The sequence below is a fragment of the Janibacter indicus genome, assembly GCF_900176385.1.
In the GTDB taxonomy this organism is placed as follows: Bacteria; Actinomycetota; Actinomycetes; order Actinomycetales; family Dermatophilaceae; genus Janibacter; species Janibacter indicus.
In genome coordinates this window covers 244725-261298 of the sequence record NZ_FWXN01000003.1, presented here as the reverse complement: position 1 = coordinate 261298, position 16574 = coordinate 244725, and the positions used below count along the sequence as shown (strand labels likewise).

Genomic DNA, 16574 nt, shown 5'->3' with positions numbered 1-16574 from the left:
GTCAGGGGTTGGTGCAGGTGACGTCGTCCTGGGGGATGTAGGTCGTGGTGAAGGTCGAGGACTTCACCGTCGAGCCACCCTTGATGAAGGTGCGGGTGATGTCGACCGAGAAGCCCGGCGCGGGCGACTGCGGCACGCAGCCCTTCTTGTCGTCGGTGATCTTCTTGGGCGGCACGATGTTGCGGCGGGCGCTCTTGGAGGCCTCGACCTTGTCGTAGGCCTTGCGGCCGTCGAAGCTCACCGTCACCTCGTCGCCGTTGACCGCGGCGTTGATGAGGATGCCGGCGCCGGTGTCGTTGGTGAAGCGGTTGTCGACGCCCGGCCAGGAGATCGTCGCCTCACGCCCCTCGGGGTAGCGCGAGATGTAGAAGGAGTGCGGGTGGAACTCCTCGATCTTGGCCCCCGAGAAGAAGACGGCGTTGAACAGCGTCGTGGACAGCTGCGAGATGCCGCCGCCGTAGTCCTCGGTGAGTCGTCCGGCATTGATGACGCCGGCCTTCTGGTAGCCCTTGTCCGGCGTGCGGGGGCCGAGCAGCTGGTTGAGCGAGAAGGTCTCGCCGGGCGCGACGTAGGCGCCGTCGAGCTGGCGCGCGGCGATCTTGATGTTGTTGGTGCGCACGCCCCCGGTGTCGGGCAGGTAGGTCGTGAAGGTCGAGATCTGCTCCTTGGGCAGGGTGCGCTTCGCCTCGGCGGTGGTGAACTCCGGCTTGGCCTCCTGGGCCCGCGCCGTGACGGTGCGCTCGGAGCCCGACTTCTTCATCGCGGCGGCGATGTCGGCACCGAGGCCCTCGGCCTTGAGCTCGAGACCGCTGCTCGACGGGGTGACGGAGAAGCTGCGGCCGTTGCGCTGGACCGTGGCGTCCTGGGCGGGCCGGAAGCGGCCGGAGGCCTTGCCCGCGGCGACGGCCGTCTGCTGGATCTTGTCCTCGTCGACGGTCGCCGAGAGCTTGCCCTGCGAGTCCTTGATCGACACGACCGCGGCGAGCTGCTCCGCGGTCAGCTCGAAGGAGATGGTCTTGTCGGCGCCGGAGGCCTTGGGGTCGGTGGTCTTGATCGTCACCGGCCCGGAGACGAGCGGCGCGAGGTCGTCCTTGGCGAAGCGGTCGATCTCGGCCTGGCTGAGCTTCGGCTTCGGCTGGGTGGTCGCGGCGTCGATGGCGCGGTTGGACGGCCACCCCTCGACGATCGCCTCGACGACCTTGTCCCGCTCGACGGTCAGCCCGGGCTTGGACGCGGTCTTGGTGATCTTGGCCCCGTCGAGCGCGACCTTGCCCTCGGTCGGCTTGACGTCCATGCCGTCGGTCGCCTCGTCGACGGCCGCGGCGAGCGCGTCCTCGTCGACCGCGACCTCGACCTCGCGCTCGACCCCGCCACGCACGTGGTTGACGAGGTCGACGGGGTTGAGGCTGAAGCCGGTGAGCCCGCTCACCGACTCCTCGTAGTCGTAGGCGAGGCCGGAGTCGGCGGGCTCGAGCTCGACGCTCTTGCCCGCGACGTCGACGACGACCGGCTCGGCCTCCTCGTCGGCGAGCTGCTTCTCCAGCTTGGACTGCGCCTCGTCGGGGGTCAGCCCGCCGATGGCCACCCCACCGACCCGGGTGTCGGAGGGCACCCGGTCGCCGAAGTACATCGCCGCGGCGACGTAGAGCCCGGCGATGACGACGAGCACGAAGGCACCGGCGAGCGCGCCACGGCCCCGGCGGGGCCGGTCGACGATCTCGTCATCGGTCCAGCTGTCGTGGGTCATGCGGTCACCTCGTGCTCGTGTACTGGCTGCGGTAGTAGATCAGCGGGTCGCCACGGTGGGCGTCGGCGCGGCTGGCCACGACCTCGCCGACGACGATGGTGTGGTCCCCGGCGTCGTGCTGGGCGCTCGTGCGGCACTCGAGGGTGCCCAACGCGTCGTCCAGCAGGGCGACGCCGAGCTCTCCGCGATGGTGCGCCACCCGCGAGAGCTGGCCGTGCAGCGGGCGTCCGCCGGTGCTCAGCCAGCTGGCCGCGGGGCGGCCCGCTGCCGGGAGGATCGAGATCCCCCAGACGCCCGATTGTGTCACGGCCTCGTGCCAGCCCGTGTCCTTGGCGACGCAGACGAGCACGAGCGGCGGGTCGAGCGAGACCGACGTGAGGGAGTTGGCGGTCATCGCGTGGTCGTGGCCGTCCTCGAGGGTCGTCACCACGGTCACCCCGGTCGCGAAGTGCGCCATGGTGTGCCGCAGGCTCGTCGGGGCCAGACCGGTCATCGGCGGGCCACCAGCGGCGGGCGCTCCCCCGCGGGCTCACCGGGCACGGGCAGACCGGTCGCGAGGTCGAGGCGGGCGAAGCCCTCACGCCCCGGCAGCAGCGCGGCGACGTCGTTGGACAGGGCGTAGGTGTGCGACGGGCCGAGCGTGACCTGCGTGCGGTGGTGCCGCAGCGCGGCCTCCTGGTGGGCGATCGCGGACTCGTCGACGACCGCGTGGGTCACGACGGCGTCGTCGACGACCGAAGGGGGGAACTCCCCGCTCGGCTGCGTCCAGCCGGCCTGCGCCGGCGCGTGCAGCGCCGCGAGGACCTCGCGGTCCGCCTCGGCCCACGACCTCGGGGTGAAGACCCCGAAGAGGGCGGGGCGCCCCCCTTCGTCCATCGCGGCGACGGCCGCCCGGGTCACCTCGTGGGTGCGGATGTGGTCGGGGTGGGCGTAGCCGCCGTCGGCGTCGTAGGTGACGACGAGGTCGGGCGCGACCTCCTCGACGACCGCGCGCACCGCGGCGACCGCCTCGCCGTCGTCGGAGCGCACCCAGCAGCGCGGGTCCTCCGCGGCCGGGGTGCCGGCCATGCCGGAGTCGCGCCAGCGCGAGAGTCGGCCCACCGCGGGGTCCTCGCCGAGGACCTGGCTGCGGGCGCCGATCGCGGTCATCGCGCCGCGCAGCTCGTCGCGACGGAACTCGCCGAGGGTGTCCTCGTGGTCGGCGTCGAGGTGCCCCAGCTCGGGCGGGATGACCTCGCCCTGCTCACCGAGGGTGCAGGTGAGCACGTGGACCTCGTCGCCGGCGGCGACGTGGTGGGCGATGGCGACGCCGGTCGCGAGCGACTCGTCGTCGGGGTGGGCGTGGACGAAGAGCAGCCGCGCGGGGCGCCCGCGGACCAGGACCGGCTCGGCGCGGATCATCGCGACACCCCGACGACCCCGAGCTCGGGGACCCCGCCGTAGACGGGGTTGCCGATGAAGGAGGTGACCTCCGACCCGGCCGCATAGGTCAGCCGGCTCTGGCGAAGGGGGATGTAGGCCCCGTCGCGCAGCAGGTCGGTGTCGATCGCGGACCAGGCCTTGGCCCGGTCGGCCCGAGTGGTCTCCGCACCGGCCTTGTCCATCGCCTGGGTGACCTGCCTGTCGGCCCAGAGGCCGTAGTCGCGGCCGACGGAGGTCTTCGACAGGTTGATCCGGTCGTCGAAGAGGGGCGGCAGCACGGTGCTCGCCGAGGGGAAGTCGGGGCCCCAGTTGGCCCAGACGAGGTCGTGCTCCTCGGCCACCTTGCGGCTGCCGACCTGCGAGAAGTAGTCCTCCTCGTCGATGGGCTCGAGGGTGACGTCGAAGCCGGCATCCTCCCAGGTGCCCTCGAGCGCCTTGAGCGCCTTGGGCATCTGGCCACCGTCGCGGTAGGCGACCGAGATCTTCACGGGCGTGCGCACCTTGGCCTTGCGCAGCGCGGCGCGGGCCGCGGCGGCGTCGCCGGTGGGGCCGTGGTCGAGGACGGTCTCGTGCGTCGACGGCAGGGCCGTCCCGAGCAGCGACCACGACGGGGTGCCCCCGGCCGCGCCGAGTGCCTCGGTGTAGCCCTCGCGGTTGGTCGCCGTTGCCAGCGCGGTGCGCACGGCGGCCTTCTTCAGCGCGCTGCTCTTGCTGCTCACGGCGAGGTAGTCGACGAGCTGACCGTCGACGGTGACCGACTGGGCGGCGTCACCGGCCTCGTCGAGCGCCGGGGTGAGCGCTGCCGGCACGGGGTCGAGGGCCAGGGTGCGCCCGCCGTCCTTGCCGTCGACGATCGTCTCGACGGCGTCCTTGGGCTCGATGCCCTCCCGGTGCTCGATCGTCGCGGGCCCGACCCGGCGCAGCGGGTCGCTCTTGGCCGACCACTTCGGGTTGCGCACCCAGGTGCCGCCCTTGCTCGGGGTCCAGCCCTCCTTGAGCTTGTAGGGCCCGGAGCTGAAGGCGTCGTGGGCGACGTCGTCGACCTTGTCGCGCGAGGCCTTGAAGGGCGCGAACTCGGGCAGCGAGACGACCTCGTCGAAGTTGCCGACCGGCTCGGCGAGGTGGAAGGTGATCGTCCGCTCATCGCGGCACTGCACCGCCCGCTCCAGCAGCTTGCGGTTGGCGGCGGAGGTGCCCCCCTTCGCCAGCGGCCCGGGGTAGCGCGAGGTGCCGTCCGGCCGCTTGGGGATGTCGAGATAGGTCAGGGCGTAGCCGCTGGAGGTGATGTCCTCGTCGAAGGAGCGGGCGACGCCGTGCTGGACGTCCTCGCAGGTGATCGCCGAGCCGTCCTGCCAGGTCACGCCCTGCCGCAGGCGGAAGGTCCACGTCCTGGCGTCCTTGCTCGCCCGCCCGGTGCCGTCGGCGAGGTCACCGCGCAGCGCCCGCTGGCCCGCGAGGTTGGTCGCCGGGTCGTAGGCGGTGAGGGTGCGCATCCACGTGCGCGAGGCGAGGCCGGCGACCTGCCGGCTGGTGATCCGCTGCGGGTCCCATGCCGAGACCGGGCCCTCGGACAGCAGGGTCAGGCGGTCCTCGGGGCCGCTCACGCCGCCGGTGCTCGCGGACGGGCCGGGGCCGGGGCCGCCGTCACCGTCGGTGCAGGCGGTCGCGCCTACCGTGACGGCGAGCGCGACCGCACCGGCGATCAGTCCTCGGGTGCTGCGCCTCATCGGCGCTCTCCTCTCAGGAGTTGCGAGCCCGTGAAGCGGCCCGGGCACGCAGGTTGGCGTCGAGCTCGACCTTGCGGATGCGGATGGCGTCCGGGGTGACCTCGACGCACTCGTCCTCGCGGCAGAACTCGAGCGACTGCTCAAGGCTCAGCTTGCGCGGCGGGACGACCTTTTCGAAGTTGTCCGCGGAGGAGGCCCGCACGTTGGTGAGCTTCTTCTCCTTGGTGATGTTGACGTCCATGTCGTCGGCCCGCGAGTTCTCGCCGACGATCATGCCCTCGTAGACCTCGGTGCCCGGCTCGGTGAAGAGCGAGCCACGCTCCTGGAGGTTGACCATCGCGTAGGAGGTCACCGGCCCGGAGCGGTCGGCGACGAGCGAGCCGGACACGCGCGTGGTGATCGCGCCGAACCACGGCTCGTAGCCCTCGAAGACGTGGTGCGCGATGCCGGCGCCACGGGTCTCGGTGAGGAACTCGGTGCGGAAGCCGATGAGGCCGCGCGAGGGCACGAGGAACTCCATGCGGACCCACCCGGTGCCGTGGTTGGTCATCTGCTCCATGCGGCCCTTGCGGGCGGCCAGGACCTGGGTGATGGCGCCGAGGTACTCCTCGGGGGTGTCGATCGTCAGGCGCTCGACCGGCTCGTGGACCTTGCCGTCGACCTCCTTGGTGACCACCTGCGGCTTGCCGACGGTCATCTCGAAGCCCTCGCGGCGCATCTGCTCGACCAGGATCGCCAGCGCGAGCTCACCACGGCCCTGGACCTCCCAGGCGTCGGGGCGCTCGGTCGGCAGCACGCGCAGGGAGACGTTGCCGATGAGCTCCTTGTCGAGGCGGTCCTTGACCATGCGGGCGGTGACCTTGGTGCCCTTGGTCGGGCCGCGGCCGACGAGGGGCGAGGTGTTGGTGCCCAGGGTCAGCGAGATGGCCGGCTCGTCGACGGTGATGACCGGCAGCGGGATGGGGTTGTCGGCGTCGGCGATCGTGTCGCCGATCATGATGTCGGGGATGCCGGCGATGGCGATGATGTCGCCGGGGCGGGCGGCGCCGGTGTCGAGCGGCTTGCGCTCGAGGCCCTCGGTGATGAGCAGCTCGGTGATCTTGACCCGCTCGGTCGACCCGTCGTGGCGGCACCACGTGACCTGCTGGCCCTTGCGCAGCTCGCCGTTGAAGACGCGCAGCAGCGCGAGGCGACCGAGGAAGTTGCTCGAGTCGAGGTTGGTGACGTGCGCCTGGAGCGGGGCGTCCTCCTCGTAGGAGGGGGCCGGGATCGTCTCCATGATCGTCTTGAAGAGCGGCTCGAGGTCCTCGTTGTCCGGCAGGGTGCCGTCCTCGGGCCGGGTGAGGCTCGCGGCGCCGGCCTTGCCGGAGGCGTAGACGATGGGGAACTCGATCTGGTCCTCGTCGGCGTCGAGGTCCATGAAGAGCTCGTAGGCCTCGTCGACGACCTCGGCGATCCGGCTGTCGGGCCGGTCGACCTTGTTGATGCACAGGATGACCGGCATCTTGGCCGCGAGCGCCTTGCGCAGCACGAAGCGGGTCTGCGGCAGCGGGCCCTCGGAGGCGTCGACGAGCAGGACGACACCGTCGACCATCGACAGACCGCGCTCGACCTCGCCACCGAAGTCGGCGTGGCCCGGGGTGTCGATGATGTTGATCGTCACGCCGTCGGGGGCGTCGTGGGCGGCCGCGGAGGGGCCGTTGTAGTGGATCGCCGTGTTCTTGGCGAGGATCGTGATGCCCTTCTCCCGCTCGAGGTCGCCGGAGTCCATGGCCCGCTCGTCGACGTGGTCGTGCTCGCCGAAGGCACCCCCCTGCCAGAGCATCTTGTCGACGAGGGTGGTCTTGCCGTGGTCGACGTGGGCGACGATGGCGACATTGCGGATGTCGCTGCGAGAGATCAGGGGCATGGTCGCGATCATCTCAGCCCGTGGGCCCCCGGCCCAAATGGACGAAGGGGGGACCCGCCCCCTGCCGCAGGATCGGGTGAGGGTTTTCCCCCTTCGCCGCACATCCTGCGGTCGCGGCGGTCTCACTCCGGTAAAGGTCACGGCACCAGCCCCTGACGGCCTCAGGATCGGACTATATTGCCGCCCCAACCGTGTGCGGTGGATCACCATCGCCCGCGGACACGGACCCGGGCGACCGCTCCGGGCCTGGCTGAGACGAGCGAGGAACACATGTCGATGAGGAAAGCTGCCCCGCTGGCCGCGCTGGCCGCGACTGCGCTGACGCTGAGCGCGTGCGCGCAGAGCGAGCGCGACGACTCGGGCTCCGGTGGTGACGCCGAGGGCACCTTCACCTTCGGCGCCGCCGGCGCCCCCGAGGTCTTCGACCCCTTCTACGCCAGTGACGGCGAGACCTTCCGCGTCACCCGTCAGATCTTCGAGGGTCTGGTCGAGGTCGAGGAGGGCAGCTCCGAGATCGGGCCCGGCCTGGCCGAGAAGTGGGAGCCGTCCGAGGACGGCACGACGTGGACCTTCACCCTGCGTGAGGGCGTGAAGTTCAGCGACGGCGAGACCCTCGACGCCCAGGCCGTCTGCGACAACTTCGAGCGCATGGCCGACCAGAACGAGACCGCCCAGGCCGGCCCCGCCGAGTACTGGGCCTACTCGATGGAGGGCTTCGGCGATGACTCGCTCTACCGCAGCTGCGAGGCGAGCGACGAGCAGACCGTCGTGCTGAAGATCGCCCGCGCGACCTCGAAGTTCCCGGCGATGCTCTCGCTGTCGGCCTTCGGCATCCAGTCCCCCAAGGCGCTGGAGGAGGGCAAGGCCAACGACGTCAAGAAGCAGGGCGAGGGCTTCGCCTACCCCAAGAACTCCGAGAACCCCGTGGGCACCGGCCCGTACACCTTCGACGCCTACGACGAGGCCAACAAGACGGTCACGCTCAAGCGCAACGACGACTACTGGGGCGACAAGGCCAAGAACGCCGAGATTGTCTTCAACATCATCCCCAACGAGTCGACCCGCCGCCAGGAGCTCGAGGCCGACAGCATCAACGGCTACGACCTGCCCAACCCCGTGGACTGGAAGGCCCTCGAGGACGACGGCAACCAGGTCGAGATCCGCGACCCCTTCAACGTCCTCTACGTCGCCTTCAACCCCGAGAGCAACCCGGCCCTGAAGGACCTCAAGGTCCGTCAGGCGCTCGACATGGCGGTCAACCGCGAGCAGCTGGTGAAGTCCCAGCTGCCGGAGGGCGCCACCGCGGCCTCGCAGTTCTACCCCGACACCGTCGAGGGCTACAACAAGGACATCGCGGTCACCAAGTACGACCCCGAGGGCGCCAAGAAGCTGCTCAAGGAGGCGGGCCAGGAAAACCTCAAGCTGACCTTCGCCTACCCGAGCGAGGTCACCCGGCCCTACATGCCCAACCCGCAGAAGATCCACGAGGCCATCCGCAAGGACTTCGAGAAGGCCGGCGTGGAGGTCGAGGTCGTCACCAAGCCGTGGAACGGCGGCTACCTCGACGGCGTCGACAACGGCCAGTTCGACGCCTGGCTGCTCGGCTGGACGGGTGACTACAACTCCGCCGACAACTTCATCGGCACCTTCTTCGGCAACCTCAAGTCCAACGACTTCCACACCTCGGCCACGGACTTCGGTGCCGACCTGAGCAAGGAGCTCAAGGACGCCGACCAGACGGTCGACGAGGCCGAGCGGACGAAGAAGTACGAGGAGCTGAACCAGAAGATCCACGACGAGTACGTGCCCGGCCTGCCGATCTCGCACTCGCCGCCCGCGATCGTCGTCAACGAGGACGTCGAGGGGCTCGTCGCCAGCCCGCTGACCGCCGAGCGCTTCTCGTCGGTCACCGTCGGCGGCAAGTGACCCACACCAGCAGGTGACCTCGTGACGGGGCCGCCTCGACCACCAGGTCGAGGCGGCCCCGGTCCGCGGTCGACACCAGGAGCGCACTCGTGCTGAGATTCATCATCCGCCGGCTCATGCAGCTGGTGCTCGTCATCTTCGTCCTGTCGCTGCTGCTCTTCCTGTGGTTGCGCGCTCTGCCCGGCGGCATCGTCTCGGCGATGCTCGGCGAGCGCGCCACCCCGGAGAGCCGCGCCCGGCTGACCCACGAGCTCGGGCTCGACGAGCCGATCTGGGTGCAGTACTGGACCTTCCTCAAGCGAGCCGTCACCGGCGACTTCGGCGTCTCCAACGGCGTCCAGCCCGGCAAGCCGGCGATGGACCTCCTCCTCGACCGCTTCCCGGCGACGATCGAGCTCAGCCTCGTCGCGCTCGTCATCGCCATCGGCCTCGCGCTCCCCCTGGGCTACCTCGCCGCCAAGCGGCACGGCAGCCTGCTCGACAACCTCAGTGTCATCGGCTCGCTCGTCGGCGTCGCCGTCCCGGTCTTCTTCCTCGCCTTCCTCCTGCGCTACGTCTTCGCCCAGGAGCTGCACTGGCTGCCGGTCTCCGGGCGTCAGGAAGTCGACGCCACCCGGGTCACCGGCTTCTTCATCCTCGACGGGTTGCTCACCCGTGAGTGGGACGCGGCCTGGGACGCCCTCAAGCACCTGCTGCTGCCGGGGCTGGCCCTGGCGTCCATCCCCTTCGCGATGATCTTCCGGATCACCCGCGCCTCGGTGCTCGAGGTGCTCGACGAGGACTACGTGCGCACCGCCGAGTCCAAGGGCCTGACCCAGCGGGTCGTCCGGGGCCGGCACGTCATGCGCAACGCCCTGCTGCCGGTCATCACCGCGATCGGTCTGCAGATGGGCGGGCTGCTCGCCGGAGCCGTGCTCACCGAGTCGGTCTTCAACATCGCCGGCATCGGTGACGCCCTGCGCCAGGCCTTCAGCCTGCGCGACTACCCCGTGCTGCAGGTGCTCATCCTCGCGGCCGCGGGCACCTACGTCGTCGTCAACCTGATCGTCGACATCCTCTACGCCGTCGTCGACCCCCGAGTGAGGACCCGATGAGCTCCGACCAGTCCCCCCGCCGCGGGCTCGGCGCCCGCCGCAAGCAGCGCATCGACGACCTCGCCGCCTCGAGCGGCACGACGGTCGCCGAGGCCGGTGCGATCGACGACTCCGAGGGCGTCGGCCTCATCGCCTCGGCCTGGCGTCGGCTGCGTCGCAACCCGATCTTCCTGCTCGGCCTGGCGATCACCATCGCCTTCGTCGTCCTCGCGATCGTCGCGCCGTGGATCGCTCCCCACGACCCCGCCGACAACCCCCTCATCGACAAGGTGAGCCCGCAGTCCAACCCGATCCCCGGCCCGGAGGCGGGTTACCCGCTCGGTGCCGACAGCTCGGGCCGCGACTTCCTCTCCCGGCTCATCGTCGGCAGCCGGCAGACGCTCATCGTCGGAGTCGCGGCGACCCTCGGCGGCCTGTCCGGCGGTCTCGTCCTCGGCACCCTCGCCGGCGCCTTCGGCGGGGTCGTCGACGCGGTCATCATGCGCATCGTCGACGTCATGCTGTCGATCCCGAGCCTGCTGCTCGCCTTCTCCATCGCGGCGATCGCCGCCCGCCCCAGCCAGTGGACGGTCATCATCGCCATCGCCACCGTGCAGGTGCCGATCTTCGCCCGGCTGCTGCGCGGCTCGATGCTCGCCCAGCGGAGCAAGGACCACGTCCTCGCCGCCCGCGCGCTCGGCGTCAAGCGCTCGGCGATCGTCCTGCGGCACATGCTGCCCAACTCGCTCGGGCCGGTCATCGTCCAGGCGACGCTCGTCCTCGCGACGGCGATCATCGACGCCGCCGCGCTGTCCTACCTCGGCCTCGGCCTGCCCGACGACCGGGTCCCCGAGTGGGGCCAGATGCTCGGCACCTCCGAGACCTACTTCCAGGACCACCCGCACCTGGCCTTCTACCCGGCCCTGTGCATCATCGTCGTCGCGCTGGGCTTCACCCTCATGGGTGAGTCGTTGCGCGAGGCCCTCGACCCCAAGAGCCGGAGGTGAGCGGCATGTCGTCCGCCCCCACGCCGAGCAGCCCCCGCGCGGGCGCCGGCACTCCCCTGCTGTCCGTGCGCGACCTGTCGGTGACCTTCCGCCGGCAGGGGCAGACCCCCTTCACCGCCGTCGACGGGGTGAGCTTCGACGTCCAGCCGGGGCAGACCGTCGGTCTCGTCGGCGAGTCCGGCTGCGGCAAGTCGGTGACCTCGCTCGCGATCATGGGCCTGCTGCCCACCCGCGGCAACGAGGTGACCGGCTCGGTCCACCTCGACGGCACCGACCTGCTCACCCTCTCCGACAAGCAGATGCGCGAGCGTCGCGGCCGCGACGTCGGCATGATCTTCCAGGACCCGCTCTCCTCCCTCAACCCCGTCGTCCCCATCGGCCGACAGGTCACCGAGGTGCTCGAGCGGCACAGGGGCATGTCCCGCAAGGAGGCCACGCCCCACGCGCGCGACATGCTCAAGAAGGTGGGCATCCCCGACCCCGACCGTCGACTCAAGGACTACCCGCACCAGCTCTCCGGCGGCATGCGCCAGCGCGCGCTCATCGCCATGGCCCTGGCCTGCGAGCCCCGGCTGCTCATCGCCGACGAGCCGACCACGGCGCTCGACGTGACGATCCAGGCCCAGATCCTCGCCCTGCTGCGCGAGCTCGTCGAGGAGACCGGCACGGCCCTGATCATGATCACCCACGACCTCGGCGTCGTCGCCGGGCTGTGCGACGAGATCAACGTCCTCTACGGCGGCCGACTCGTCGAGCGGGCGGAGCGGCACGACCTCTTCGCGCAGCCGCGCCACCCCTACACCGGTGGCCTGCTCGCGAGCGTGCCGAGCCTCGACGGGGAGCGCGGCGCGCGTCTCAACCCCGTGCCGGGGTCGGTGGCCGACAACCTCCCGTGGACCAGCTCGTGCGCCTTCGCGCCACGCTGCGCCAGCGCCACCGACCACTGCCGCGAGGCCACCCCCGACCTGGCCCTCGGGGGCTCGCGTGCCCTGCGCTGCTTCAACCCCCTCGCGGGCGACCCCTCGCCCGCCGAGGCCGCGACGACCGAGGAGGTCCGATGACCACCACGAGCCCCGAGCCGACCGCCACGGAGAGCGACGCCGACGTCCTCGTCGACGTCCGCGGCCTCAAGGTCCACTACCCGATCACCAAGGGCGTCATCTTCGACAAGGTCGTCGGGCACGTCTACGCCGTCGACGGCGTCGACCTGCAGATCCGACGCGGCGAGACCTACGGCCTCGTCGGCGAGTCCGGCTGCGGCAAGTCCACGCTCGGCCGCGCGATCCTCCACCTCGAGCCGGCGACCGACGGCACGGTCACCTTCGGCGGCGAGCCGATCTCCACGCTGACGGGCGAGGACCTGCGCCGGCGGCGCAAGGACCTGCAGATGGTCTTCCAGGACCCCATGGGCAGCCTCGACCCCCGCCAGAGCGTCGAGGCCCTGCTCGTCGAGGGGATGAAGGCCCACGGCATCGTCAGGGACGCCAAGGAGGCCGAGCCCCGCCTGCGCCAGCTGCTCGCCGACGTCGGGCTCCCGCCGGCCGCGCTGAAGAAGTACCCCCACGAGTTCTCCGGCGGTCAGCGCCAGCGCATCGGCATCGCCCGGGCGTTGAGCGTCAACCCCGAGCTCGTCGTCGCCGACGAACCGGTCTCCGCGCTCGACGTCTCGGTGCAGGCGCAGGTCATCAACCTCATGTCGGACCTGCAGGCCGAGTACGGCCTGACCTATCTCGTCATCGCCCACGACCTCGCGGTCGTGCGGCACATCTCCGACCGCGTCGGCGTGATGTACCTCGGCGGCATCGTCGAGGAGGCGCCCGCCGACGGCCTCTACGCCGCTCCCCTGCACCCCTACACCCGGGCCCTGCTCTCGGCGGTGCCCGTGCCGGACCCGGTCGTCGAGGACACCCGCGAGCAGATCCTGCTGACCGGCGACCTGCCCTCGCCGGCCGCGCCTCCCGCGGGGTGCCGCTTCCACACCCGCTGCCCGTGGCGCCAGGAGACCCACTGCGACACCGAGCGTCCGCAGCTGAGGCTGGTGGAGATCGACGGCGCCGGCGCGGAGCACAAGGTCGCCTGCCACTGGGCCGAGCAGATCGCCTCGGGCGAGCTCCAGCCGCACGCGGTGGCCGCTCAGGTCGACGAGGCCGGCGCGCAGCTGGCCGCCGATGCCGAGGCCGAGCGGATCGTCGACGAGATCCCCTTCGCCTGACCTCCGGCAGACGCACGAAGGGGGGAGCCGCCGCTTCGGTTCACATGGTCCTCGCAACACCTCGATCTGAGGAGTTGCGAGGACCATGGTCATTTCGAGCCAAAAGCGGCGTCGTGTTGAGGTCTCTGCGGAGGTAGTTGCTGTGATGGTGGCTGCCTTCGAACGGGAAGGATCGATTGGTGCCGCAGCCAGGGCGGCTGGATGTGCTCACTCCACAGCTCGTCGGCATCTGGTTCGGGCGGGGTTGGTGCAGGCCGAGCCGATGCCGTTGGGCAAGCCGCGTCAGCGGGCCGCGGTTGAGGCGGTGGCGGTGGATCTTGCCGGACGAGGCGGGGATCGGTGCGACGCCGCACAGCATCGCGAACGCGCCCTCGGAGCGGAGCCGGTCAGCGTTCTCGCCGGCAGTGACCAGCAGCTGTCCGGCGGTGTCGGCGCCGACTCCGTTCAGCTGGAGCAGATCCGGGTTGATCGCGGCGACCAGTGGCTCGATGAGCGCGTCGAGCTCGGCGATGTCCGCTACGAGGGCAGCGTGTCGGCGGGCCAGGTTGCGCAGGGCCACCTTGGTTGCCTGTTCGGGGTCGCTGACGCGCTCGGTGTCGGGCCGCAGAGCGGCGCAGGTGGTCAGCAGCTCTCGGTCGCTCAGGACACGCAGCCGGGCGCGTAGCTCTTCTGGTGCGGTCACGATCAGGGTCTTGATTCGTCGTTGGCAGTCCGCGCGCTGGTCGACTGCGCTGCGGCGTGCCACGCGTAGGTTGCGCAAGGCCTCGACCTTCCCTTCGCGGGCCTTGGGCGTGCCAGTGCGTACCTGGGCCAGGGCGGCGCGGGCTGCGGCCTCGGCATCGATGGGGTCTGACTTGCCAGCGCTGCGTCGGGTCCTGCGGTCGGGCCGGTCCACCTCGACCATCTCGATGCCCTGACTGCTCAGGTAGCGGGCCAGGCCGGCGCCATAGGCGCCGGTGCCCTCGATCCCGACGACCAGAACCACCCCGAGGTCGTGTAGCCAGGCCAGCAGGGCGTGGTAGCCCGCCCCAGTGGCTGGGAACGTGGAGTGGCCCAGTAGCCGGCCGGCCGCATCGACCGCGGCGACAGTGTGGGTGTCTTGGTGGGTGTCGACACCTGCGGCGATCTCGATCTGGTCTCTCGAGCTGTCTGATGCGATGGTGGTCATCGTCGTCCTTCTCCTTCGACTGGTCAGGGGCGGCACGCACCAGCCGAGCGAGCGGACAAGACAGTGATGGGTGCCTGCTGGCACAGGCTCCTATGAGGTCACACACCCTCGTCCGGTGAGTGCACACGAGTCCCGCAGCGGAACGACCGACAGATCCCGTTGAAGACCCGAAGTCAGTCAGGCGCCGAGTCAGGACGACCGCTGCGGGACTCGCCTACACCATCATCACTGTCAGGCGCCGGCGGTCGAGGTGTCGGCCGAGGCACCGCCGGCGGCGGCGCCACCTGCCTGACCCGCGGCGGCCGCATCGGCCCGGTCCGTGAGGCCCTGACCCTCGAAGAGACCGTGGTCGTCCGTGACGTCGGTGGTCTCGACGACGAGCCGCGGCTCCGCGAAGTGGCAGCGGGAGGGGTGCGTCCCCGCGCCGTCCGCGCGCAGCTCGAGCTGCGGGGTCTCGGTCCGGCAGATGTCCTGCGCCTTCCAGCAGCGGGTGTGGAAGTGGCAGCCCGCCGGCGGGTTGGCCGGCGACGGGACGTCACCGGAGAGGACGATCTGGTCGCGCTTGCCGCGCAGGGTCGGGTCCGGCACCGGCACGGCCGACAGCAGCGCCTGGGTGTAGGGGTGCGTCGGACGCGAGTAGATGTCGTCCTCGTTGCCGATCTCGACCATGCGGCCGAGGTACATCACGCCGACCCGGTCGGAGATGTGGCGGACCACGGACAGGTCGTGGGCGATGAAGATGTAGGACAGGCCGAGCTCGTTCTGGAGCTTTTCCATGAGGTTGATGACCTGCGCCTGCACCGACACGTCGAGCGCGGAGACCGGCTCGTCGCAGATGAGCACCTTGGGGTTGAGCGCGATGCCGCGGGCGATGCCGATGCGCTGGCGCTGGCCACCGGAGAACTGGTGCGGGTAGCGGTTGATGTGCTCGGGGTTGAGACCGACGAGCTCGAGCAGCTCCTGCACCCGGCGCTTGCGCCCGCCCTTGGGCACGACGTCGGTGTGGATCTCCAGGGGCTCGGCGATGATCTCGCCGACCGTGCGCCGCGGGTTGAGCGATGTGTAGGGGTCCTGGAAGACGATCTGGATGTCACGCCGCAGCTTGCGCATCGCGCCGCCGGACTGGGCGTACATGTCAACCCCGTCGAAGTCGACGGTGCCCTCGGTCGGCTCCTCGAGCCGCATGAGCAGCCGGCCGAGCGTGGACTTGCCGCAGCCGGACTCACCGACGATGCCGAGGGTCTCGCCCTTGTGCAGCTCGAAGTCGACACCGTCGACGGCCTTGACGTGGCCGACGGTCGTACGGAGCACGCCACCCTTGATCGGGTAGTGCTTCTTCAGGCCCTGGGCCTTGAGGATCACCTCAGGCATCGAGCACCTCCTGGCTGAAGTGGCACGCCGACTGACGGCGCGGACCGATGTCGAGCAGCTCGGGCCGCTCGGTACGGCAGATGTCCTGGGCCATGACGCAGCGCGGGTTGAAGGCGCAGCCCTGCGGGATCCGGGTGAGGTTGGGCGGCAGGCCACCGATGGCCGACAGCGTCTGCCCCTTCTGGTCCAGTCGCGGGATCGACTCGAGCAGCCCCTTGGTGTAGGGGTGGCCCGGGTGCGCGTAGATCTCGTCGACGTCCGCCCGCTCGACGATCCGGCCGGCGTACATCACGGCGATCCGGTCGGCGACGTCGGCGACGACACCCAGGTCGTGGGTGATGAGGATCAGGCCCATCTTGTACTCCTCCTGCAGCTCCTGCAGAAGGGCCATGATCTGGGCCTGGACCGTCACGTCGAGGGCCGTCGTCGGCTCGTCGGCGATGAGGACCTTGGGGTTGAGGGCGATCGCCATCGCGATCATGATGCGCTGGCGCATACCGCCCGAGAACTGGTGCGGGTAGGCCTTGACGCGCTCCTTGGCCGCGGGGATGTTGACCCGCTCCATCAGACGCACGGCCTCGGCGTAGGCCTTGGACCGGCTCATGCCCTGGTGGACCCGGAACATCTCGGCGATCTGCCAGCCGACCGGGAAGACCGGGTTGAGCGAGCTCAGCGCGTCTTGGAAGACCATCGAGATCTCCGGGCCGCGCATGGCACGCCGCTGGGCCTCGGGCATCGTGAGGATGTCGTTGCCCTTGTAGAGGATCCGGCCGCCGGGGATGACGGCGGGCGGCATGTCGAGGATGCCCATGATCGCCTGGGCGGTCACCGACTTGCCGGAGCCGGACTCACCGAGGATCGCCAGCGTCTCGCCCTCGTCGAGGGTGAAGTTGACGCCGTTGATCGCCTTGGCCACGCCCTCGCGGGTGCGGAACTCGACGTAGAGGTCGTCGACCTCGAGCAGGTGCTCGGAGCCCGACGGAGTCGTCGTGGTGCTCATGTACTCACTCAC

At 70.5% G+C, this 16574-nt stretch carries 13 protein-coding genes; 5 read left to right on the top strand and 8 right to left on the bottom strand.

The genetic code is table 11. The features are described 5' to 3' along the window. Position 1: 1 nt before the first annotated feature. From B9B60_RS04860 to typA, 5 genes are read right to left on the bottom strand one after another with little or no spacing between them, the layout of a single operon-like run. Positions 2-1747, bottom strand: a complete 1746-nt coding sequence (locus B9B60_RS04860; protein WP_084450083.1) for a VanW family protein — start codon at positions 1745-1747, stop codon at positions 2-4. A 4-nt stretch (positions 1748-1751) separates the two neighbouring features. Next, positions 1752-2240, bottom strand: a complete 489-nt coding sequence (locus tag B9B60_RS04855) for a flavin reductase family protein (RefSeq protein ID WP_200811152.1) — start codon at positions 2238-2240, stop codon at positions 1752-1754. Next, complete coding sequence (gene mshB, locus B9B60_RS04850) at positions 2237-3148, bottom strand: N-acetyl-1-D-myo-inositol-2-amino-2-deoxy-alpha-D-glucopyranoside deacetylase (RefSeq protein ID WP_084450082.1); 912 nt, start codon at positions 3146-3148, stop codon at positions 2237-2239. The genes B9B60_RS04855 and mshB overlap by 4 nt, the downstream gene beginning before the upstream one ends. Then, positions 3145-4896, bottom strand: coding sequence for an ABC transporter substrate-binding protein (locus B9B60_RS04845; RefSeq protein WP_084450081.1), 1752 nt, complete (start codon positions 4894-4896; stop codon positions 3145-3147). The genes mshB and B9B60_RS04845 overlap by 4 nt, the downstream gene beginning before the upstream one ends. Before the next feature lie 13 nt (positions 4897-4909). After that, entirely contained in the window at positions 4910-6805 is a 1896-nt protein-coding gene (gene typA, locus B9B60_RS04840) for a translational GTPase TypA (RefSeq protein ID WP_084450151.1), read from the bottom strand. A gap of 270 nt (positions 6806-7075) precedes the next feature. Between typA and B9B60_RS04835 the strand changes: the two genes are divergently transcribed. The 5 genes from B9B60_RS04835 to B9B60_RS04815 all read left to right on the top strand — a co-directional run bounded on the left by B9B60_RS04835 (position 7076) and on the right by B9B60_RS04815 (position 13023). Then, entirely contained in the window at positions 7076-8731 is a 1656-nt protein-coding gene (locus B9B60_RS04835) for an ABC transporter substrate-binding protein (protein WP_084450080.1), read from the top strand. Positions 8732-8820: 89 nt separating this feature from the next. Then, the gene (locus B9B60_RS04830) at positions 8821-9825 is read left to right on the top strand and encodes an ABC transporter permease (RefSeq protein ID WP_072623853.1); all 1005 of its coding nucleotides are present in this window, start codon (positions 8821-8823) and stop codon (positions 9823-9825) included. Continuing rightward, entirely contained in the window at positions 9822-10811 is a 990-nt protein-coding gene (locus B9B60_RS04825) for an ABC transporter permease (protein WP_072623852.1), read from the top strand. The genes B9B60_RS04830 and B9B60_RS04825 overlap by 4 nt, the downstream gene beginning before the upstream one ends. Positions 10812-10816: 5 nt before the next feature. Next, positions 10817-11872 carry an ABC transporter ATP-binding protein gene (locus B9B60_RS04820; protein WP_084450079.1) on the top strand — a complete coding sequence of 352 codons (1056 nt, stop codon included), beginning with the start codon at positions 10817-10819 and terminating at the stop codon, positions 11870-11872. Then, positions 11869-13023, top strand: a complete 1155-nt coding sequence (locus B9B60_RS04815) for an ABC transporter ATP-binding protein (RefSeq protein ID WP_084450078.1) — start codon at positions 11869-11871, stop codon at positions 13021-13023. The genes B9B60_RS04820 and B9B60_RS04815 overlap by 4 nt, the downstream gene beginning before the upstream one ends. A gap of 40 nt (positions 13024-13063) precedes the next feature. On the opposite strand, the gene B9B60_RS04810 is transcribed toward B9B60_RS04815, so the two are convergent. The 3 genes from B9B60_RS04810 to B9B60_RS04800 form a co-directional block, all read right to left on the bottom strand. Next, positions 13064-14191, bottom strand: coding sequence for an IS110 family RNA-guided transposase (locus B9B60_RS04810; RefSeq protein ID WP_143445431.1), 1128 nt, complete (start codon positions 14189-14191; stop codon positions 13064-13066). A gap of 231 nt (positions 14192-14422) precedes the next feature. Next, the gene (locus B9B60_RS04805; protein WP_084450077.1) at positions 14423-15562 is read right to left on the bottom strand and encodes an ABC transporter ATP-binding protein; all 1140 of its coding nucleotides are present in this window, start codon (positions 15560-15562) and stop codon (positions 14423-14425) included. Next, positions 15555-16562: an ABC transporter ATP-binding protein gene (locus B9B60_RS04800; RefSeq protein ID WP_084450076.1), complete on the bottom strand. Its 1008-nt coding sequence runs from the start codon at positions 16560-16562 to the stop codon at positions 15555-15557. The genes B9B60_RS04805 and B9B60_RS04800 overlap by 8 nt, the downstream gene beginning before the upstream one ends. Between the last annotated feature and the right edge of the window lie 12 nt (positions 16563-16574).